The organism is Mycobacterium sp. 852002-53434_SCH5985345 (assembly GCF_001667155.1).
In the GTDB taxonomy this organism is placed as follows: Bacteria; Actinomycetota; Actinomycetes; order Mycobacteriales; family Mycobacteriaceae; genus Mycobacterium.
Window position 1 is genome coordinate 63,459 of the sequence record NZ_LZIE01000039.1, and the last position, 19,672, is coordinate 83,130.

Annotated in this window: 27 protein-coding genes and 4 tRNA genes; 14 read left to right on the forward strand and 17 right to left on the reverse strand. The window is 65.9% G+C overall.

From position 1 onward, the window contains the following. Positions 1-7: 7 nt before the first annotated feature. Positions 8-940, reverse strand: a complete 933-nt coding sequence (locus tag A5756_RS08040; RefSeq protein WP_066950180.1) for a catalase family peroxidase — start codon at positions 938-940, stop codon at positions 8-10. Between the two features lie 17 nt (positions 941-957). Beyond that, on the reverse strand, positions 958-1,755 hold the full coding sequence (locus A5756_RS08045) for an SDR family NAD(P)-dependent oxidoreductase (RefSeq protein ID WP_197505392.1): 798 nt from the start codon (positions 1,753-1,755) through the stop codon (positions 958-960). A gap of 179 nt (positions 1,756-1,934) precedes the next feature. Here A5756_RS08045 and A5756_RS08050 point away from each other — a divergent pair, with 179 nt between their 5' ends. From A5756_RS08050 to A5756_RS08060, 3 genes are all read left to right on the forward strand, one after another. Then, a complete protein-coding gene (locus tag A5756_RS08050; protein ID WP_369828591.1) occupies positions 1,935-2,516 on the forward strand; it encodes a hypothetical protein in 582 nt (193 codons plus the stop codon). Between the two features lie 69 nt (positions 2,517-2,585). Beyond that, positions 2,586-4,145: a long-chain-fatty-acid--CoA ligase gene (locus A5756_RS08055; protein WP_066950185.1), complete on the forward strand. Its 1,560-nt coding sequence runs from the start codon at positions 2,586-2,588 to the stop codon at positions 4,143-4,145. Positions 4,146-4,153: 8 nt separating this feature from the next. Beyond that, complete coding sequence (locus tag A5756_RS08060) at positions 4,154-4,930, forward strand: MBL fold metallo-hydrolase (protein WP_066950601.1); 777 nt, start codon at positions 4,154-4,156, stop codon at positions 4,928-4,930. Here the strand turns inward: A5756_RS08060 and A5756_RS08065 are convergent. Together A5756_RS08065 and A5756_RS08070 are read right to left on the reverse strand one after the other, a co-directional pair. Beyond that, the gene (locus tag A5756_RS08065) at positions 4,925-5,764 is read right to left on the reverse strand and encodes an enoyl-CoA hydratase/isomerase family protein (protein ID WP_066950188.1); all 840 of its coding nucleotides are present in this window, start codon (positions 5,762-5,764) and stop codon (positions 4,925-4,927) included. The genes A5756_RS08060 and A5756_RS08065 overlap by 6 nt on opposite strands. 55 nt (positions 5,765-5,819) lie before the next feature. Next, complete coding sequence (locus A5756_RS08070; protein WP_066950191.1) at positions 5,820-6,113, reverse strand: hypothetical protein; 294 nt, start codon at positions 6,111-6,113, stop codon at positions 5,820-5,822. A 129-nt stretch (positions 6,114-6,242) separates the two neighbouring features. Here A5756_RS08070 and A5756_RS08075 point away from each other — a divergent pair, with 129 nt between their 5' ends. Together A5756_RS08075 and A5756_RS08080 are read left to right on the forward strand one after the other, a co-directional pair. Further along, positions 6,243-6,533, forward strand: a complete 291-nt coding sequence (locus tag A5756_RS08075) for a hypothetical protein (RefSeq protein WP_156659330.1) — start codon at positions 6,243-6,245, stop codon at positions 6,531-6,533. Between the two features lie 188 nt (positions 6,534-6,721). Then, positions 6,722-7,702: an NAD(P)H nitroreductase gene (locus A5756_RS08080; protein ID WP_066950197.1), complete on the forward strand. Its 981-nt coding sequence runs from the start codon at positions 6,722-6,724 to the stop codon at positions 7,700-7,702. 37 nt (positions 7,703-7,739) lie between these two features. On the opposite strand, the gene A5756_RS08085 is transcribed toward A5756_RS08080, so the two are convergent. Then, positions 7,740-7,811: transfer RNA gene (locus tag A5756_RS08085), tRNA-Val, on the reverse strand. A gap of 182 nt (positions 7,812-7,993) precedes the next feature. Between A5756_RS08085 and A5756_RS08090 the strand changes: the two genes are divergently transcribed. The 4 genes from A5756_RS08090 (at position 7,994) to A5756_RS08105 (ending at position 8,829) form a co-directional block, all read left to right on the forward strand. Beyond that, positions 7,994-8,066 (forward strand) — tRNA-Gly (locus A5756_RS08090). Between the two features lie 27 nt (positions 8,067-8,093). Further along, positions 8,094-8,167: transfer RNA gene (locus A5756_RS08095), tRNA-Cys, on the forward strand. Positions 8,168-8,180: 13 nt separating this feature from the next. Then, positions 8,181-8,255 (forward strand) — tRNA-Val (locus tag A5756_RS08100). A 238-nt stretch (positions 8,256-8,493) separates the two neighbouring features. Then, a complete protein-coding gene (locus A5756_RS08105; protein ID WP_197505393.1) occupies positions 8,494-8,829 on the forward strand; it encodes a hypothetical protein in 336 nt (111 codons plus the stop codon). A gap of 106 nt (positions 8,830-8,935) precedes the next feature. Here the strand turns inward: A5756_RS08105 and A5756_RS25825 are convergent, their stop codons facing one another. Further along, positions 8,936-9,109, reverse strand: a complete 174-nt coding sequence (locus tag A5756_RS25825) for a hypothetical protein (protein WP_156624693.1) — start codon at positions 9,107-9,109, stop codon at positions 8,936-8,938. Positions 9,110-9,620: 511 nt separating this feature from the next. Further along, on the reverse strand, positions 9,621-9,953 hold the full coding sequence (locus A5756_RS25830) for a hypothetical protein (protein WP_156659334.1): 333 nt from the start codon (positions 9,951-9,953) through the stop codon (positions 9,621-9,623). 217 nt (positions 9,954-10,170) lie between these two features. Between A5756_RS25830 and A5756_RS08110 the strand changes: the two genes are divergently transcribed. Continuing rightward, positions 10,171-10,320: a hypothetical protein gene (locus tag A5756_RS08110; RefSeq protein WP_231989164.1), complete on the forward strand. Its 150-nt coding sequence runs from the start codon at positions 10,171-10,173 to the stop codon at positions 10,318-10,320. Positions 10,321-10,379: 59 nt separating this feature from the next. Further along, positions 10,380-10,679, forward strand: a complete 300-nt coding sequence (locus tag A5756_RS26690; RefSeq protein WP_082960002.1) for a hypothetical protein — start codon at positions 10,380-10,382, stop codon at positions 10,677-10,679. A gap of 82 nt (positions 10,680-10,761) precedes the next feature. On the opposite strand, the gene A5756_RS08115 is transcribed toward A5756_RS26690, so the two are convergent. The 6 genes from A5756_RS08115 to A5756_RS08140 form a co-directional block, all read right to left on the reverse strand. After that, entirely contained in the window at positions 10,762-11,262 is a 501-nt protein-coding gene (locus tag A5756_RS08115; protein WP_082948090.1) for a hypothetical protein, read from the reverse strand. A 104-nt stretch (positions 11,263-11,366) separates the two neighbouring features. After that, positions 11,367-11,558 carry a hypothetical protein gene (locus A5756_RS08120; protein WP_066950207.1) on the reverse strand — a complete coding sequence of 64 codons (192 nt, stop codon included), beginning with the start codon at positions 11,556-11,558 and terminating at the stop codon, positions 11,367-11,369. Between the two features lie 216 nt (positions 11,559-11,774). Then, positions 11,775-12,209 carry a hypothetical protein gene (locus tag A5756_RS08125; protein WP_066950210.1) on the reverse strand — a complete coding sequence of 145 codons (435 nt, stop codon included), beginning with the start codon at positions 12,207-12,209 and terminating at the stop codon, positions 11,775-11,777. Positions 12,210-12,338: 129 nt separating this feature from the next. Next, positions 12,339-12,569: a hypothetical protein gene (locus A5756_RS08130; RefSeq protein ID WP_066950214.1), complete on the reverse strand. Its 231-nt coding sequence runs from the start codon at positions 12,567-12,569 to the stop codon at positions 12,339-12,341. Between the two features lie 89 nt (positions 12,570-12,658). Then, entirely contained in the window at positions 12,659-13,402 is a 744-nt protein-coding gene (locus tag A5756_RS08135; RefSeq protein WP_066950217.1) for a hypothetical protein, read from the reverse strand. 417 nt (positions 13,403-13,819) lie between these two features. Continuing rightward, complete coding sequence (locus tag A5756_RS08140; protein ID WP_066950220.1) at positions 13,820-14,167, reverse strand: DUF732 domain-containing protein; 348 nt, start codon at positions 14,165-14,167, stop codon at positions 13,820-13,822. Between the two features lie 644 nt (positions 14,168-14,811). Here A5756_RS08140 and A5756_RS08145 point away from each other — a divergent pair. Both A5756_RS08145 and A5756_RS08150 read left to right on the forward strand, forming a co-directional pair. Further along, a complete protein-coding gene (locus tag A5756_RS08145; protein ID WP_066950223.1) occupies positions 14,812-15,024 on the forward strand; it encodes a hypothetical protein in 213 nt (70 codons plus the stop codon). A 55-nt stretch (positions 15,025-15,079) separates the two neighbouring features. Beyond that, complete coding sequence (locus A5756_RS08150; RefSeq protein ID WP_066950226.1) at positions 15,080-16,000, forward strand: cation diffusion facilitator family transporter; 921 nt, start codon at positions 15,080-15,082, stop codon at positions 15,998-16,000. Between the two features lie 34 nt (positions 16,001-16,034). Here A5756_RS08150 and A5756_RS08155 read toward each other — a convergent pair whose 3' ends face one another. The 4 genes from A5756_RS08155 to A5756_RS08170 all read right to left on the reverse strand — a co-directional run bounded on the left by A5756_RS08155 (position 16,035) and on the right by A5756_RS08170 (position 18,814). Next, positions 16,035-16,376, reverse strand: a complete 342-nt coding sequence (locus A5756_RS08155; RefSeq protein WP_066950229.1) for a DUF732 domain-containing protein — start codon at positions 16,374-16,376, stop codon at positions 16,035-16,037. A gap of 81 nt (positions 16,377-16,457) precedes the next feature. After that, positions 16,458-17,966: a sodium:alanine symporter family protein gene (locus A5756_RS08160; RefSeq protein WP_066950231.1), complete on the reverse strand. Its 1,509-nt coding sequence runs from the start codon at positions 17,964-17,966 to the stop codon at positions 16,458-16,460. Positions 17,967-18,104: 138 nt separating this feature from the next. Then, on the reverse strand, positions 18,105-18,422 hold the full coding sequence (locus tag A5756_RS08165; RefSeq protein WP_066950234.1) for a DUF732 domain-containing protein: 318 nt from the start codon (positions 18,420-18,422) through the stop codon (positions 18,105-18,107). A 59-nt stretch (positions 18,423-18,481) separates the two neighbouring features. Beyond that, entirely contained in the window at positions 18,482-18,814 is a 333-nt protein-coding gene (locus A5756_RS08170; protein WP_066950237.1) for a DUF732 domain-containing protein, read from the reverse strand. Positions 18,815-18,925: 111 nt separating this feature from the next. Between A5756_RS08170 and A5756_RS08175 the strand changes: the two genes are divergently transcribed. Beyond that, positions 18,926-19,672 carry a Clp protease N-terminal domain-containing protein gene (locus A5756_RS08175; protein ID WP_066950240.1) on the forward strand — a complete coding sequence of 249 codons (747 nt, stop codon included), beginning with the start codon at positions 18,926-18,928 and terminating at the stop codon, positions 19,670-19,672.

The window sequence follows — 19,672 nt, forward strand, 5'->3', positions numbered from 1 at the left end:
TCCCCCGTCAGGCGGGCGGCGCTTCGGCCCCGCGACCGACGCCGGTGCGCAGCTTGACCGACGCCGAATAGGCCAGCGTCCGGAAGTGCAGCACCGGGTCGTCGGAGGGCTCGATGCCGTCGGTGACACGCATCGGGTCGAAAACGACGATGTCGCCGCCGTGCTCGCGCTCGGTCTCCAGCCCGGCGATCTCGATGGTGCCGACGGTCGCGATCTGCGTGCTCTGCCAGGGCGCCGACGGATCGACCGTCGAGTCGGTGGGCCCGGCGATCTGCACGCGATATCCGAACCGCACCGGCCCGCTCTCCAGGCGCGTGTTCAGCTCGTCGGTGAGGAAGTCCGCCCCGTTGCCGTGGGCGGCCGACGCCGATAGGAAGTTCTCCGCGGCGGCCGGAACCAGGTGATAGCGAACGAATCTGGCGCTGCCGTCGGCGGCGACCCAGCGGAAGGCGTGCAGGCCGTGGTACTCGACGGTGGCGTAGCTCGCCGGAATCCTGTTGGCGTCCCGCACCACCGGCAGCGCGCCCAGCAGCTTCGGATGGGTGAGGAAGTATTTGGCCATGCGCAGGGGTGTGGTCAGGCCGGGTCGCATCGCCTTGAGCAGATCGACGAACCCGTCGGGTGTGCTGGAAACGAACAGGCGTGCGGTCTGCGTCGACACGTCGGTGGTGGAGCCGTCGGGCAGGGTGAACTTCACCGCCATCCCGCGGATGCCCGGCACGTTGTCGCGCTGTTTGGGATTGCCTGCGCCGTTGGAGAAGCGGATCAGCGCCGGGACCGTCGAGCCGTCGAGATGCTTTGCGCGCGTGAGCATGAGGGCGTCGGGCGTCGCGGTGAACGTGCCGCGGTAGAGCGTGCCTTTGGCGTGGAGCGCGCGGCAGCCCGGCTGCGCACCGCCGGTGCCTCGGATCGCCTCGATCGCCTCATCGGGAGTGACCATGCGCGAATCTTAAGGCGCTAGGAGGGAAAGCCGAAGAGTTTGACCACACCGTGATCGCGACCGGCGGTGTAGCCGCCGTCGACGGCGATCGCCTGGCCGCTGACGAACGAGGCGTCGGGCGACAGCAGGAATGCCGCCATGGCCGCCACCTCCTCCGGCTGGCCCAACCGTTGCAGGGCGTGTTCGGAGGTGATGGATTGCAGCGGGCCCTCCATCCCCGGGAGACCGAACACGCTTTGCGCCATTGGTGTTTCGATGAAGCCCGGGCAGATGGCGTTCGCCCTGATGCCGCTCGGCCCGTAGTCGAGCGCGATGTTCTTGGTGAGCAGCACGACGCCACCCTTGGCCGCGTTGTACGAACTTCCGCCCGCGGTGCCTTCCAATCCCTCGACGCTCGCGACGGTCACCAGCGAACCGCGTTCCCCGCCGACGCGGGGTTGCTCGATCATCCGGGCCAACGCCGCCTTCGCGACCAGGAAGGTGCCGGTGAGGTTGATCCCGATCACCCGATCCCACTCGGTCCGGTCGAGCAGGTGCACCGGGCCTCCCCCGGCGACCCCGGCGGCGTGCAGGACGCCGTCGAGGCGGCCGGGCACGGCGGCCAGCACCTCGGCGATCGCGGCTTCGTCGGTCACGTCGGCGGTGACGAATTGGAACCGGGGACCGAGGTCCGGCGCTGCGACCAGGTCGGCGCCGATCACCGTGCCGCCCTCGGCCAGTAGGCGCCTCGCGGTCGCCAGGCCGATTCCCGACGCGGCGCCCGTCACGACGAAGGTGCGCGAGCCGGCCCGGTCGGGGTTCACCATGGCAGTCATGTTGGCACACCGCGCCCCCGCGCGAGGGGGAACTCCGGCGCGGCGCTTTTCCCGGCTTTCCTTGATAAGGAAGGGCGATCAGCAAATAGCGGCCCAATCTTGGACACCGCGCGCCTTCCGGGGAGATCGTAGAACCAGCGGGCGAATCCCCTTTTTGCCCCCGGACCAGGAGCCAGCGCATGCGTTCGTCGATACTCGGGCCAGTACATCCCAAGCGGGTCGCCGCCGCGATGGCCGTGGCCACCGCAATAACGGCGGCGATCGTCCTGATCGCCTCCGCCGAACCGCCTGCTGTGCGGCTCGCATCGGCCGAGCCGATCGCTGTTGCCGACGGCGTCTCGGTCGCTCCGGCACCCGGGTGGGTTCTCGGGCACCGCGGTCCGAATTGGGTGGCACTCAGCAATACCGACGGCAGCGCGCAACTACGAGTGGCGGTCAAGCAGGCCGGCAGTACGGATGTCGGCGCGGTCCTGCAGGACGACATGAATCAATACGCATCCGCGTCCGGCCTGGACAATCTGAGGAACTTGGCCGCGCCCGATACGCGACCGCTCCAGAGCGCCAGCTTTCAGCAACAGGCTTCGGTGGATTACACCGCCGATGTGCCGGCAGCAGAGGGACCGATTCCCGTCCTCGGCACCTTCACCGAGCTGCTGAACACATCCAACCAACGGTCGGCCTTCATCGACTTCCGACAGAACAACAACGCGACTCCTCAGGCCGTCGACGACGGCGCGATGATGATCCGATCGATGGAATGAGGGCCGCCGTGGCGTGCGCGGCCGCGACCGCGTATCACAGACTGGAGCAAATCGACCTCGGAGGAGTTCATGCCACCAGCCGACACCACGGCGAACACGACGGAGACGCTCGCCGGATTCGTCGACCGGCACGCGCGCCAGCAGCCCGACGCCATCGCGATCCGCTACGGCGAAGGGCAGTGGTCCTGGGCGGACTGGGCCGCGCGGATCCGGCGCGCGGCCGGCGCGCTGCGCGATGCCGGTGTGCAGCGCGGGCAGTGCGTGGCCGTTCTGGACAAGAACCACCCCGCCTGCCTCGAGGTGCTGTTCGCCGCGGCGTCGATCGGCGCGGTGACGACCGTCGTCAACTGGCGCATCGTCGGCGATGAACTCGTCCACGTGCTCGAGGACAGCGGCGCGCGGCTGCTTTTCGTCGGCGCGGAGCTGCAGGCCGCGGCCGAGGCGGCCGCCCAACGAGCGCCGGGCGTGCAGCGCATCGTCGTGGTGGGCGACGAGTACGAATCGCTGCTGGACGCGGCGGCGCCCACGGACAGCGACGCTCAGGTCGACGGGAGCGAGACCGCGCTGGTGATCTACAGCTCCGGCACCACGGGGCGGCCGAAGGGCGTGCTGCTGAGCCAGCGCGCGCTGGTCAATCACGCGGCGAACCTGGCGCCGGCGTTCCCGTTTGATGACGGGGACGCGAATCTCGTCGCCATGCCCCTCTTCCACGTGGGCGGAATCGGCTACGCGCTCTTCGGTATTCGGGCCGGCGTGCCGACGATCATGACCCGCGAGCCCGACGCCGCCGCCCTGATGGGCGCGGTGCGGTCCGGCGCGACCCACGCGTTCTTCGTCCCGCCGGTGATCGCCCGGTTCCTCGACGCCGGCGAAGCGGCGCACGCCATGTTCGCGGGCCTGCGCTACATCGTGTACGGGGCCGCGCCCATGCCGTTGCCCCTGCTGCATCGGGCGCTGTCCACCTGGCCCGAAACGCGTTTCGTGCAGGTGTACGGGCAGACGGAACTGTGCGGCGCGGTCACCGCGCTCAGTGACGCCGATCATCGCGATTCCGCCCGCCCGCACCTGCAGCTGGCGGCCGGAAAGGCGGTGCTGGGCACCGAGATTCGCGTGGTCGATCCGGAGACGGGTGCCGAGCTGCCGGCCGGGGAGCCGGGCGAGATCTGGGTGCGGAGCAACCAGAACATGAGCGGTTACCTGAACCGGCCGGAGGCGACCGCCGAGACGATCACCGACGACGACTGGGTGCGCACCGGTGACATCGGCCGCCTGGACGCCGACGGCTATGTGTACATCGAAGACCGGCTCAAGGACATGATCATCACCGGCGGTGAGAACGTGTATGGGCCCGAGGTGGAAAGCGTGCTCATCGAGCATCCCGCCATCGCCGACGCCGCGGTGATCGGCGTGCCCGACGACTTCTGGGGGGAATCGGTCAAGGCGATCGTGGTGGCCACCGGCGAGATCGATCCCGACGACGTCATCGCATTCTGCCGTGAGCACCTGGCCGGCTACAAATGCCCGCGAACCGTGGACTTCGTGGAATCGCTGCCCCGCAATGCCAGCGGAAAGATCCTCAAAACCGAGCTGCGCGAACCGTATTGGCGCGACCGGGCCCGGGGGATATGAGCGCCTTGGTGGACGCGCAGCGGCGCGCCTGCGCGATCAGTGTGCTGGGCGGCCCGACCACGGTCGTCGACATTGCGGGCCGCCGGATCGTGATGGACCCGACGTTCGACCCGCCCGGGGTGCACGCGTACCTGACCAAGCTCACCGGGCCCGCCGTGCGCGCCGAGGCGCTCGGCCCGGTGGACGCGGTGTTGATCAGCCACGACCAGCATCCCGACAACCTCGACGACGACGGCCGCCGGATGGCCCTGGCCGCGCCGCTGGTACTCACCCATCCCGGCGGTGCCGGCCGGTTGGGACCGCCGGCGGTGGGGGTTGCGCCCTGGCAGACGCATGAGCTCTCCGGATCGCTTGCGGTGCAAGCTGTTCCGGCGGTGCACGGCCCGGCCGACGGGCAGCGCGACGAAGGCGGCCACATCAACTGCGAGGTGACCGGCTTCGTGCTGTCCGGGGCCGGGCTGCCCACTGTGTACCTCAGCGGCGACAACGCCTCGATGGCGGCGGTCAAGGACGTGGCCGACCGGGTGGGCGCCATCGACGTGGCGGTGCTGTTCGCCGGGGCGGCCAGCGTGCCGACCAAGGAGCGCGGGCGGCCGCTGACGCTGACCGCGGCGCGCGCGGCCGCCGCCGCCGAGGTCCTGGGCGTCCGGGTGGTGATACCGGCCCACGTCGACGGCTGGGCGCACTTCAGCGAGGGCGTCGACGAGTTCGCCGCGGCGTTCGATCAGGCCGGGATCGGCGACCGGTTGCGGGTCGCTGCCCACGGGGAGTGGATCGACTTATAGCCGCCCCTCGGCGCGCAGGTCCGGGTGCACCCAGTCGGGCGAGCGGCGCTCCTTGAAGGCGCGGAAGCCTTCCCGCGCCTCGGCGTCGCTCAGGCTGCTGGTCATGCCGATGCGGTCGTAGAGGCCCAGGTAGCTGTCGATGCTGGACTTGATGACGCCGCGGGCGCGCGGCGCGGTGCGGCAGCACTGCGCGAGCAGGTCTTTGGCCGCGTCGAGCAGGCTTTCGTGCGGCACGACGCGGGCGACCAGGCCCCAGTCCAGGGCCTCGACGGCGGTCAACACCCGTCCGGTGAACATCAGGTCGCGGGTGCGCACCGGCCCGATGACCCGGGTGAGCATCTGGCTGTAGTAGGTGTCGGCGTACCCGCGGAACAGCTCGGGCACGCGGAAGGTGGCCCGGTCGCTGACCACCGACAGGTCGCTGCACAGCGCGATCTGGAACCCGCCGCCCTGGCACAGGCCGTTGACCGCCGAGACGATCGGCTTGGCCGACGTGCGCACGGTGTCGAACGGGGTGACGTCCATGCCCAGCGCGCCGCCGAAGGTGATCCAGTTGTCGGCGGCTCCCCCGCCGCCCATGTCACCTCCGGGCGCGAACACGTCTCCGGTCCCGGTGATCAGCAGCCCGGCCAGATCGGGATCCTCGTTGAGACGCCCGACGGCGTAACGGATTCCGAAGTACATCGCGGGTGTCAGCGCGTTACGCGCTTCGGGACGGTCGATGGTGCACACCGCGATCGACCCCTGACGCTCGAAGGTGAGGTATGGCGTGCCGAGCCAATCCCCCTCGGGCGGGCGGGGGGCATCGTGCGAGTTCGGGGGAACCTGGGCCACGGGACTCCTCAACGTCGGTCGCTACTGTCGCACTTACAGTAGCGGCGGCGGCCGCTTAGAGATACGCCAGCGTGGCCGTCCCGGTGGTCACGGACGCGTCGGCGATCACTTCGGCCAGTTTCACCTGCAGCGTGGCCGTGGCATCCCCGACCGGCTTGTCGCAGAATCGGCAGCTCGTTTTGAATTGCGGCTGGTCATCCTCGTCCGGCCAGAACCGGCGCGCCCCCACCATGGCGCCGGGATCGTACTGAACAGCCTGGTGCGGGGCGTCCTTGAGGATCCTGCCCACGGGATGGCCTTGCGGACACTCGAGTTTCAGCGTGCCGACGCCCTCTTGATTGCCGATCATCGTCCACCATCCTTTGCGGAGTTCTCTTGAATCCCAGCATCGTTCATAGCTGAGGGCAACACGTCTTCGAGCGAGAGGCCGGCCGTGCAAAGGTTTGCTGATTATTTTGCGTTGTACCCGGGTACCCAGGTGACCGTGCGTTTCTTTTCGGTTGCTGCGGCGGTCGGCATAGCCATCGCCACTCTGTTGGCCGCACCGGCTCGCGCCGACTTGAGCGGTTACGGAAATTGCGTGGGAAGCGTTACGGAAGTCCCGTTGTGGGAACACGACTCCCAAAACCAGCAGCTCATTGGCGTTGTTGAGCAGGACCTCAATTCTGGTGTATCGCCCGCTGCCGAAGCGCAGAAGGTGTCGCGTATGGGGTTCGACCCGCGCTTGGCCAATCGGATTGTGGAGTGCGTTGTCCAGGAGCACCCGTAAGCCCTGGCGAATAGCCGCTCGGCTCCTCCCATGAGCGCGTGGCCAACCATCCAGACGAGGCGCCACCGCGTCTTTACGGCGGCGTCCCCGCGGTCATCTGGACCGTTCGCAATCGTCATATCGAAACTCGGCCGACAATAGGCTTGAGAAGTGGAATGCTCGGTGCCAGGACAAGAATTGAGGTCGAAATGCCAGCCGCCATGGCGGACACCGAACTCCTCGAGGACGCGGTGCGGTCAGCATGCCGCGCGCCGTCACTGCACAACAGCCAACCCTGGCAGTGGGTGGCCGGCGGCCGTCAGCTGGATCTTTTTCTCGATGCAAGCAGGGCGATGGTGTCCGACCGGTCCGGCCGGGAGGCGCTGATCAGCTGTGGCGCCGCGCTCGATCACCTTCGAGTGGCACTCGCCGCTGCGGGGTGGCGAGCCCGGATCTCGCGATTCCCCGACCCGAAGGATCCGAACCATCTGGCGTCCGTCGACTTCACCCCGGCGGAGAACGTCACCGACGAAGAACGGCGTCGCGCCTCCGCGATCTGGGCCCGCCGGACCGACCGATTGCCGTTCATCGCGCCGATGAACTGGGAGGCGTTCGAGCCGTCGCTGCGGGGTGCCATCGACAACGATGCCGTCCATCTGGACGTGATGGCCGACGACGCGCGCGGCAGGCTGGCACAGGCGTCGTGGGTGGCCGAATCGGTGCGCCTCTATGACACCGCCTATCAGGAGGAACTTCGTTGGTGGACAGCGCCTTTCGAGGCCGCTGAGGGCATTCCGTACAGTGCGCTGGTGTCGCCGGCCGAAAGGGAGCGCGTCGACGTGGGGCGGACGTTCCCGATGACGCATAACCTTGAACGGCGCACCGACATCCCCGCCGACGAGTCGACGATTCTGATGCTGTCCACCGACGACGACAGTCAGCTTGGCGCGTTGTTGTCCGGCGAGGCGCTCTCCGCGGTGCTACTGGAATGCACGGTGGCGAACCTGGCCACGTGCCCGGTCACTCACGTCACAGAGCTCAAAGTCACGCGCGAGATGATTGCGGACCTGCTGGAAGAGGGCAGGCGGCCGCAGGTCCTGGTCCGTGTGGGTGTGGCGCCCGCGGCGGCCGAACCACCCAAGCCAACGCCGCGTCGACCGCTCAGCGAGGTTTTGCGGCTGCGGGGTTGAGCACCATTCGCGCCCGCTGTGCCTGCGTCTTTACTTGTGGTCCCGGCTGGGATCGAACCAGCGACCTTCCGCGTGTGAAGCGGACGCTCTCCCACTGAGCCACGGGACCGGCGCCGAGAGGCGAACGACGTCGAAGATTAGCACGAGCCTGGCCTCGACAGTACCGGCCGCCTGCGCGTCATCGGTACGCCGCGATAGCCTAGACGCGGTCCGTACCAAGAAATTTGTATGTGCCCGCTCACGTCGACTATCGTCGTGCTTCGCACCGGGCGACGATCTCGTCCGGGGCGCGCGGATGTAGCGCAGTTGGTAGCGCATCACCTTGCCAAGGTGAGGGTCGCGGGTTCGAATCCCGTCATCCGCTCGAAGGTGCAAGTGGCATCAATCCAGCGGTGGAGTGGCCGAGTGGTGAGGCAACGGCCTGCAAAGCCGTGCACACGGGTTCGATTCCCGTCTCCACCTCCAGCTTTTGACCCCGGCGCGATTAGCTCAGCGGGAGAGCGCTTCCCTGACACGGAAGAGGTCACTGGTTCAATCCCAGTATCGCGCACCAGAGTTTTTGCAGGTCAGGATCTATTTTAGGGCTATGCCCTGGCCGCTCGGCGAGCTTCGCGATCAGTGACGGCTGCTTGAGGGCGGCGTCAATAGTGAGCAGGCGCCCCCTGCCGACCAGTTATGGCATGCCATCCACCCCCGCACAAGGGAAAGTGTCCCTTTTCGGTGTTCCTGGTTGCTCCAGGTCTATGAATGCAGCCCAAAGGACGGGCCGCGACGACCTAAAGGAGATCATCATGAAGAACACCACCCGCAAACCGACTCGCATCCACTACGCCGCCACGCTGTTTGGCGCGCTGGCCATAGCCGCATTGGCCCCTGCCACCGCCTACGCCGAGCCCAACGGGTCAACCGGCTCGAGCAGCGGATGCCACTACACCGACCCTGACGGCTACGACATCCCGATCGACGAGGGCCAGGGCGTCATCGTCGGAGGCAAGCTCGTCACCTGCACCGGCGGGAAAATCGTCGTCAGTGCTGCGCCGGCACGCACGAATCCCCACCGGCCGGTCGCACCGCCCAATCATGCTCCGGTTCTGACCCGGAAAGTGCAAGCCTCGCAAACACACTAAGGCCGTCATTAATTAGCCCAGCGTTTCGGGCAGCAGTAGCCGTGTGTTCTGTCGCCGGCGACAACGAGCCAGATGGGCTGTGCATCATCAAGGACGGACAACTTCTTCAGTTATCGGGTGGGTATTCCCAGATGTTTGTGTGGTTCAACTCGTGATGATGCACGCACACCATCTGCTTGCCCTGCCCGTCTGTGGCGGGTGGTGCGCCCAGCGGGCACTGGTCACCCGGCGACGGCGCCAGCGGTGCGAACACCAGCGCGGCGATCATTGCGAACTTCATACCAAAGACACGATGTCAGCGAAGGATTTGTTCGCCGTCAGCCCCAGTCGATCACGTGCCGACGTGGGAGGGCGGACGACCACCTTTCGACACCAGCGTCGTCGGTGTCGGCCCGCTATGCCCTGTTGGTGATACGCCGACGCAACGACGAGTGTTACGTGGCGCCGTCCTCCCGAGCGCTGACCTCATGCACCAAGTCGGTTCTCGACGTTGCGGGCTTCTTTCCTGGCCGGGTTCATGGGACTGTCGCCGCCGCGAAACTGCATGTGGCGCTTGCGATGAGGACATTTGGGTTGGGTCAATGCACTGGCCCTTGAGCCGGGAAGTCCTCTGAGACGGCTTATCTGAGCCCGCGTAGCGCCCCTTCGCGGTATCGGTCTGGCCGTGGCGGCAGGTAGATCGAGGTGCAGCCGGGTTTGACGTGTGCGGTGAGCCGCCCCCGAGAGGTTCGGGGGCTCGCGTCACCGCTCGGCCGCCTGCTGGCCTTCGCTTGCACCCTGCGGCCAACCCACTACTTCGGGTGGTTGCGGGCTTCCTCGTAGCGGGCTGAGGCCACCAAAGCCACGCTGAGCAAAACCAGCGATGGCACGAACACGAACGGGTACGCGGCGACCGCGGCCAACCCGATGATCACGCTCGGCACCGTCAGCGCCAGCGCGGCCGTGGGATGCCGGCCGCTCAGGTTCACAATTCTCGTCAGCGCCGCGAGCGCCTCTGCCGCGCGCGGCGCATGATCCGGACGCCGACCGTACGAGTAACGGGTTTGTAGGCCGCAACCCATGCAGGTGCGCCCGTACGAGTAGCGGGTTTTGAGGCCACAACCCATGCAGGTTTGGGTGGTCATCCGCTCATGGTCTCATCGCCTCCAGCGGCGTTCGCGGCTGGCACGTGCGTCTGCGGTCCCATCCTTGAACCACGTTCTCAGGGGCAGTGAGCTTCTCGCCCTGATGGTGCGGCTGACGCTGGATGATGATTGACAAGCTGATCCCAGACACGCCCACGACAGGCAGAATGCGCGCGTGAACGCGAACTCCGGCTGCGCCCGGGCCCTCTGCACACTGATGGCTGTGCTGTTCTTGACCCTCTTCGTGCTGAATGTCTGCACCCACGGCACGACGCTGGGCCTGATCAGTAACGGGGGCCTCGCCGTGTTGATGAGCTACCTCGCCTACCGAGCCTGGTTCGGCAAGCGCCAGATAAACCGGCGCTAGACGGCCTGATGTCTCAATTCAGGTCTTCCGCGAACGCGCGAACGCAGCGATAATGCAGCATGCGTTTCATCTATGTCGCCGCGGCGGTCGGCATAATCATCGCCGTGCCGATGGGGGCGTCGCCGGCTCACGCTGACACCGGGGTCAATGGTTACGTTCAATGCGTGGGAGGCGATGCGAAGCCCCCGCCGCCGGGGGTAAATGCAGAAGATTGGTTTCCCAGCATTCATGTCATAGCGACGGATATCGATGGTGGAGTGCCTTCTAACCAGGTAGAGGCGAGATTAGTGGAAATGGGAGTCGCGCCGGCCGACGCCGTTAAACGAGTGCAGTGCTTCATGGCCAACCGGCCGCATTAGCGCGCCCGCCGAAATCGCCGGCAAAACACGACTCACCGTTTGAAATACGTTGTGCGTCAATGCTTTTGGGCGAATTTGAACTTCACACGCGCTCGGCCTTCATGTCCATGTCGATGGTGCCCTGGCACGGCCCGCTCAAGATGTCGGTGTGCATGACCCCGTCAAGCGACCCGTCGGGTTGCGGCGTGTAGCGCACGGTGGCTCGCGCCGGACTCCATTGGATCGTCGTGTCGGGCATCATGCAGTCCCACTGAAAATCATTGGTCTGCGACCAGGCCGTTCCATCCCACGTGAACTGAACCGGCTGTGGAACAGTCGGGTTGCTGGGCGGAGGGCCACTGATGATTGTGGCGACGCATTTTCCGTTCGTGCAGCTCGAGCGGAGACCGTAGGTCTCGGTGTGCTGCCCCTCAGGGTCGCCGACCGCCATGCTGGTCCCGGCCTTCGGCCCAACCATGAACGTGATCGCGTACTGGCCGTTCCAGGACGGGTTGTCGGCGAAGGCTGTCGGGGAAAGTGACAGGGCGATCGGGAGCGACGCCGCGGATAAACCGACGAACATTTTCAAGCGGTCCGAGGTCATCGTTTCTCCTCTGAGTCCGTGACCATTTCCCCAATGGTCGTACCCAGAGTTATCGGCGACAAGCATTTTGGCCGATTGTCTAGGCGTCCCCGTGGATCCTCGCCTTACCAACCCCACTCGTCAGGATTCAGGACATCCACCGTGAGATCGTTGTCAGCGGGGGCTTTGGTCCCGTAGGCAAAGGTGAGCAGGGTGCGGCCGTCGTCAAGCGGCTCAGTCGCGACGACGGTGGCATGCCCGATCTTCATCCGGATCTTGTCCCCGGGCTCCAATTCGTCGACACGCTTCAGGGGCATGCTCGACCTGTCAGCGGCATTGAAACTGGAAACCCCGCGGATACCGTGGCCATCACCGCCATCCTCCCACGGTCCGCAGGACGCCCACGGCCGCGCGGAAGGCGTGTCCAGCTAAGGAAATTGGGAGGCCTGACCTGTCGGTGACCTCCGGTTTTCCCGGCGCGCATCCCTCAGTTCTCCACCAGGTCGGGATGGGCTCGCAGCGTCTAGCGGCACCTAATCCGAGGACTTGTCGGAGTCGTCGGACTCATCGGACTCATCGTCGTCTTCATCGTCGTCTTCATCGTCGTCTTCATCGTCGTCTTCATCCTCATCTTCGTCGTCATCGGAGTTTTTCGACTCCTTCGACTTCTTCGACTCCTTGTCCTTGGAGTCCTTGTCCTTCGAGTCCTTGTCCTTGGAGTCCTTGTCCTTGGAGTCCTTGTCCTTCGAGCCCTTGTCCTTCGAGTCCTTGTCCTCGTCGGAATCGTCGGACTTGTCTGAGTCGTCGAGCTTGTCGGCGAATTTCGTCAAGAGCCCCGCAAGTTTGCGGGCCTCATCAGAGTCCAGCGAGTCGTCGAATAATTGCTCGTCGCCCTCCGAGACGCGCTGGAGGTAAACCGCGTTGTCTTTGATGCCGACGTCCCACCGGCCGCCCTCTTGACGAACCATTTGCTGCCGCCTTCCGACTAGTGACCTGATCGCACAACCGACGCGTCCCGGCGCGTTACTGCGTTGTTTACCCACTTGTGCCGGTAACGCCTCACTCGTGGGGGCCCAAATCGACCTAGTGCATCGTTCTTACGGTGCGATCGGCCGCTTGAAGAAGCATGCGACAGAGAAGGCTCCGCGGTGGTCGGCGTCGAGTCCGACCATCTCCCACCCCAGCCGCCCCAGCTCGTCGGCCCTCAGCTTCATCTCGTCCATGGCGGTGTCCCCCTCCCGGTAATCCCACGTGTATTCCCACTGCTGCGGATACCACTTGCCGTCGGCGGCCAGCCACCAGCCAGGGCCCGGCGAAGGATTGTTCATGGGGTCGTGAGTACCACAGACCGCGGCGTCTCCGGAACGGGTGTTGTCCCCGGCGGAGTCCAAATGCCGGTGCGCCTCGGCCTCAGCGCCTACGGGGCATACGCCCAGCCGAGAAAGATGTTTTGCGGATCGTTGGGGCTTGGCCTTATTTCCCGAATGTGCGGCGGAGTGAAGTAGTTGGCGGTGAGGTACTGACCGTTGCCCTCGCTAAGCATGACGTGCCCGGTGCCGTGGTCGAATCCCGGATTGCTCGTAAAAACGAGCGCCCCTTCCGGAATGTTGTCGGCGTTGGTATGGATCTGCCCTTTACGGTTGAAGTCGTTGAAAGCATCCATCGCCGACGGATATCTGAACGCACGGTTGTAGGCCTGCTCGACGAATGCCTCGCATTGGACCGTGTTATTGGGGTCAGCCGCCATTTGGTCGCGAGCCCACGCCAGAGCATGGGCGGCCTTGTCGTCGCCGGCAGCGGAAGCGGGCGCTCCCCCGCCCCCGCCGCAGTCCGGACCGAGGGCGTCGAGCGTGCGCGTGTCCACGTCGACATCGGCGACGTAATGGCCGTCGGTTGTCTTGTACCAGAGGCTGTCCCAGCCCCCATTAGCAATCTGGTAGCTGAAGAAGCCCTTCACCGGGTCGCCCGCGGCGTGACACACGAGAGTGAGGACCTGGCCGGCGTTGTAAACGCCTTCCTGGCCCGCCTTCAAGTTGGGGCCGTTCATGCGGTTGGTGGTCTGCGCTTTGACGGTCGCAGTCGTCTCCGCGTGAGCCGGCGCGGCAGCGGGCAGACCTAACGCAAAAACGGCTGCCGTCGCGACCGCGATTGCTGCTTTCATTGCCCGGTCTTTCTGCCACGTCCCTATGAAATTGATCGGGACGCTACACCAGCAGCAAACGTTATGTGTTTGAAATGGTAATAAGAACTCGAGCGTAATTCCTTAAGGAAACTAGCGCTCATCAGCGAGCAACCGGCGACGTTATCCCGAACGAACCTCAAGGGAGTTAAATCTCGGCGACCAACGGCCGCCATTCCGCCCTGCCCTTCTCCGAAAGGGGCGATCGCGCGAGCGGCCAGCAGCCCCTAGTCTCCAACCACGGCCCAGGGCCGACTGACTTCAGCTCCGCGGGTTTCCCTCCGCGAACACGGCGTCGGCGGCGCACCGCGTGAACCTACTTCTCAGGCAAGCGATTTCGCGCTTTTGCCAGCCGGCGCCTTCGTAACGAGTCGGGCCACACCCCGACCCGGGAAGCCCTCAGCAGTGCGCGGCCCAGCACCGCTGAAGCGGACAATAGGTCGCATGCGCGATGCTCACCATGGACTGGACGTCGCCCAGCGTCACGTTCCTCGGATCCAAGTCGGCATGCACATTCTGAGCGATCTGCTCGTAGGTCCAGCCCCACCCGAGATCGTCACAGACGAGGCGCCCCATCCCGGTCAGCGCGGCGTCGTGGTCCGGCGGCCAACTAAATCCCGCGGCGCGCAGTTGGGCGAGGTAGGCGTCGTCGGCGGGATCCGCGACGGCAATCGCAGCGCTCGCGAACAAGGCCGCGATTGCCATGACGGGGGCGACCAGTCGCGCACGCCAACGAGGTAGCGGCATGGATCCACTTCCTTTCTCACGCCGGCGACGAGGCCGTCAGGGCCGGCTCCAATGCGGGAGGAATACGAAGAATAGGAAGTGCAGGAAAAATCCAGCTTATGGGAAGCTGAATAATCGGATTTGCGGATGCCAATCGCCGGGCCCCCGATTAGTGGGCCACTGGTCACGGTGCGGGCGGCGGAGGCGGTGGCGGCGTCCATCGCCGTCCGTCGGTGGTCCACCCGCAGGGCAGCCAGTTCAGCTGGGGGCCATCGAACGTCAGGCATTTGGGCGTGCCGGGCGGCGGCGTGGGACCCGGCGACGGCTTGTCAGCGTGAGCGGTGGCCCCGCTGAGCATTAGTGCCCCAACGGCCACAAATATCGCTGCCGACTTCCTCATCGCGATTCCGGTGAATGGGGATCCACCAAGGCGATTGTCGCTAGCCTTCGGCCTGCGCGTTCACGCTATGAATTCTAGCCGTGCGGTCCTGCTAAAGACCTGGAGAATTCCTGACAATCGGCGGTGACGCGAGCCGAAGTCAATGGGAACCAACCCCTACGCCTACCGGCCGGCTGAATGCGCGATGACATACGCCACTCGGGGCCACGCACACTCAACCATTCTGCGCTGCAACGGCTTTCGTCAGAGGAGTACAGTCACGGGCATGAATTTGGTGGAGTGGCTGAGGACCCCGCACTATCTGCGGACGCGTTTGATGATGGAACGACAACCGATAAGAAACGTCGAGATAGAAACCGTGTTCCTCGAAATCTCCCACCGTGACGCGCGGCTGCGGTTCCCGGTCATGCTCATGCTGCTGCCGAGGCGTAATCGCTCACCGCGGGAACAAACCCCCCGCCTCGATCAGGACAAGTGACCCAGGGCGCCAGCGAGGGATGCGGTGCCGGCTCTCGATCGGGCATGCTTGCCCTATGCACCTCGTCAACGGCGTCCGTGACCCCGCGGCAAGTTTTCCCCTCGACACCGTCACCGACGATGCGGCCGAGCGCCGGCAGGCCAACCGGGCTGTCGCCGTCAGCGCCGTCGGCCTGGCGCTGACCGGGCTCATCGAATTGGCCATCGCGCTGCTGTCCGGCTCGGTGGCATTGCTCGGCGACGCGTTGCACAACCTGTCGGACGTCTCCACCAGCGTCCTGGTGTTCGTCGGCTTTCGGGCGTCGCGCAAACTGCCCACCGAGCGCTACCCCTACGGCTACGAACGCGCCGAGGACCTCGCCGGAATCGGTGTGGCACTGGTCATCTGGGGCAGCGCCGCCGTCGCCGCCTACGAGAGCATCAACAAGCTGCTCCGGCACGGCGGCACCGAATACGTGGGCTGGGGCATCGCCGCGGCCATCGTGGGAATCGCGGGCAATCAGCTGGTGGCACGCTACAAGTTGGCGGTGGGCAAGCGGATTCGCTCGGCGACCATGGTGGCCGACGCCAAACATTCCTGGCTGGACGCGCTGTCGTCGGCCGGGGCAATGCTGGGGCTGATCGGGGTGGCGCTCGGCTGGGCCTGGGCCGACGCGGTCGCCGGGATCGTCGTCACCGGATTCATCTGCCACGTCGGCTGGGAGGTGACCGCCGACATTGCTCACCGCCTGCTCGACGGCGTGGACCCCGACATCATTACGACCGCCGAGGCCCTCGCCGCCACGGTGCCGGGCGTCACGCACGCGCACGCCCGGGCCCGGTGGACCGGCCGGACTTTGCGGGTCGAGGTGGAGGGCTTCCTCTCCCCCGAGACTCCGCTGGCAGTGGCCGAACGGACAGGCCGTCTGGTTGCCGCCGCCCTGGCGCCGAAGATCCCCGAGATGCACAACTTCACCTGGACGGCGCGGGCAGCCTGAGCGCGCTCAGCCACGGCGGAACAACTCCGCGTAATCAGTTGCCGGGTTGCCCCTCGGGCTTGGGACCACGGTCTTCGCCGGTTATGTACTTCGGGCAGTAGTGGGCAGAAGCCAGGTACGTGAACTTGGCCGCGCTGGCACCCTGGAAAGCCGGATTCTGGTTGCGGAGTTGCGTCACGATCTCGGCGGACGACTGACCGTCGTCGAGCAGTTCACACACCGACTTGGCGATGGTGACCGCGTTGCCGCCGTCCTGGTAGGTGAGACCGGCGTCTCGCAGGTCTTTGAGGAAGTCCTGATCGTTGTCGATGTCGGCATACGCGGGCGCGGCCAGGCCGATTGCGGCGACGCTCGCCAGCACCAGTAGAAATCGCATAACGCAGCGATTGTCGCAGACCTGTTGGGGAATGGCACCTCGCCGGGCAAACGGCGGGTGAACTCTCCCCCGGCCCCGCGGCTATGCCGCGGGCGCGCGGGAGAAGCGCAGCGCGGGGCGGCGCAACGTCAACGACTCGGGCAGCGCCCCGACCTGCCGGCGCTCCGCGGGTTCCCAGATGTCGCCGTCGAGGACGCCGGGCAGGCCGGCCTGGCTGGCAATGAAAACAGGCGCGACGCCTTGCACGAACTGTCGGTGGTAATCCTTGAGCGCCGCGAACGCCCACTTCCCCAGCAGGCAGATGGTGAGCAGGTTCGCGATGGCCATCACCGCCATCGTCAGGTCGGCAAGCGCCCACACCAACGTGAGCTTGGCCAGGGCCCCGAAGATGATCGACAGCAGCGTGACCACCTTCAACAGATTGGCCGCCAGGCGCCGGCCACCCAGGTAGAACAGATTGGCCTCGGCGACCACGTAATTGCTCAGCACCGAGGCGAACGCGAAGACGAACACCACCGCGGTCATCAACACCGTGGTCCACGAACCGAGATCGGCGGCCACCGCCGACTCCGTCAGGCTCGCACCGGCAATCGCTCCCAGCCGGGCCGGGTTGTAGGTTTCGGGACCCGACAGCAGCACGATGAATGCCGTCGCCGTGCAAATCACCATCGTGTCGACGAACACGGCGAGCGACTGAATCAGCCCCTGTTCCACCGGATGTGCCACGGTCGCGGCGCCGGCGATATTGGGTGAGCTGCCCATCCCTGCCTCACAGGCGAACAGGCCGCGCTTGACGCCGGTGAACATCGCGGCGAGCGCACCCCCCGCGAAACCGCCTGCCATTTGCCGGATTCCGAACGCCCCGCCGATGATCTCCTTGACCACCGTCGGCAGTTCGGTGATGTTGACCGCCACGATTCCCAGCGCGAGCACCGTGTACACCAGCGCCACCACCGGAAGGACCGACCCGGCGAACTGGGCGACCCGTCGCACGCCACCGAAGAGCACGGGCGCCGCCAGCACCGCCAAAATGGCTGTCGTCCAACCGACCCCGATGCCGTGTGACGATTGCAAGACCCCGCTGATCGCGTTGGTCTCCACCATGTTGAACGCGGTGGAGAACGTGAGCACCAACAGCATGGCGAACACGACGCCGCCCGCGCGTGACCGCAGCCCGCGCTGGATGTAGAACGCGGGACCGCCACGGAAGGCGCCGTCGTCCGAGCGGACTTTGAAGATCTGGGCCAGGGTGGCCTCGATCACCGCGGTGGCCATGCCGACCGCTGCCACCACCCACATCCAGAAGACGGCACCGGGCCCGCCGACGGTCAGCGCGATTGCGACACCGGCGATATTGCCGGTACCCACGCGCGACGCGAGGCCCACGCAGAACGCCTGGAAGGACGAGATCCCGCCGTCGTGGTGGTGCGCTCTCCGGAGCTGGCGAAGCATGCGGCCGAAGTAGCGGATCTGAATGAACCGGGTGCGCACCGTGAAATAGATGCCGCCGCCGATCAGCAAATAGATCAAGATGTGCGTATTGAGGATGTTGCTAAGGGGTTCGACCAACTGCTGCTGAAGGAAGTCCAAACCCCTGCTTCCTTTCGACTACGGCCGCGATCCGTCGCCGAAATGGTATGGGCGAATTGTTGATTACAGGTTTCGTTCACCCGCCGTTAGCGGGCGGATATGTAAAAAGCGCATCACATTTTCCCACCGGGCCCACCCCTAGGAGGCGGCGGTGGGCGCCGAGAGCGCTTGGGGGCAATAGGAGTTGGCGGCGATAGCGGCGAACCGGGTGGCGTCGTCCCCCTGAAGCCCCCGATTGAGCATCTGGATCATCCGGACGACGTCGGCCAGATTCGAGCCTTCGCTCACCAACTTGCACACCGACCTTCCGGAGGTTATCGCCTGTTCGGAATCCGAATAGGTCAGGCCGGCCGCGTGCACCGTGGCGAGGAAGGCGTCGTCGTTGCTGTCGGCGCGCGCGGGGCCGGCCAGGCCGATCGCGGCCGCAAGGCCGAGCAGAGTCAGAAGTAGCCTCACGGCTCACAGATCGTTCCAGAGCTGGCGACGGTCCGCATCTCGTGGAGCGGATCGGTCGCTTAGGAGCTCGCGGCCGCGGTCGTCGTGGTGGTCGACGAGATCGCGTCCGGACAGTAGGCGCTCGCCGCGATCGCGGTGAATTTCTCCGCCTTCTCCTCGGTCAGTGCTGCCGCCTTCGATGTCATCGCCTTCGCGATATCCGCCATCGCCGTGCCGCCGCCGGCCGCCGAGCACACGTAGTGGGCGGCCTGGATCACCTGCGCCGGATCGTTATAGGTGAAGCCGGCCGAATTCAGCGACGCGAGGAACGCGTCGTCGGTGTCATCGGCGTGCGCGGGAACGGCCAAGCCAATCACGGCCGCAACACTGGAAATCGTCAGAACAAGCTTCATAAATTCGAAATCGTCCCAGACGCGCGGGCGGTTCGCCGCTGGCGAAACAATTTTTAACAATCGTCAACCACTGGTTGACAGCTTCACGGCCGTCAACCTATCGTTGACGGCATGCCGGACCCTACCCACATCGCCTATCCCGTCCGCCTCGACGAGCTGATCGACGCCATCAAATCGGTGCACACCGACGCGCTGGATCAACTGGCCGACGCCGTGCTGGCCGCCGAGCACCTGGGCGAGGTCGCCGACCACCTCATCGGGCACTTCGTCGATCAGGCCCGCCGATCCGGGGCGTCGTGGACCGACATCGGCAAGAGCATGGGCGTCACCAAACAGGCCGCCCAGAAGCGGTTCGTGCCGCGCGCCGAGCCGGCCACCCTGGACCCCGAACAGGGCTTCGGCCGCTTCACCCCGCGGGCGCGCGGCGCAGTGGTGGCCGCCCAGAACGCCGCGCACGAGGCGGCCAACAACGAGATCACCCCCGAGCACCTGCTCCTCGGTCTCCTCGACGATCCGGCCGCCCTGGCCACCGTGTTGCTGCACCTGCAAAAGGTCGACACCGAAGCACTGCGCGCCGCGGTCGAGCTGCCCCCGCCCAGCAGCGGGACTCCCGACCTCATCCCGTTCAGCGGCCCGGCGCGCAAAGCCCTCGAGCTGACCTTCCGGGAAGCACTTCGTTTGGGCCACAACTACATTGGGACCGAGCATCTGCTGCTGGCCCTGCTCGAGTTGGAGGAAGCCTCCTCCGACGAGGGACCGCTGCGCCGATGCGGTGTCGACAAGGCCCGTGTGGAGGCCGATTTGATCAAGGCGCTGGAATCGCTCGCCGGCGGCAAGACCGACCACGCGGACGGCTGA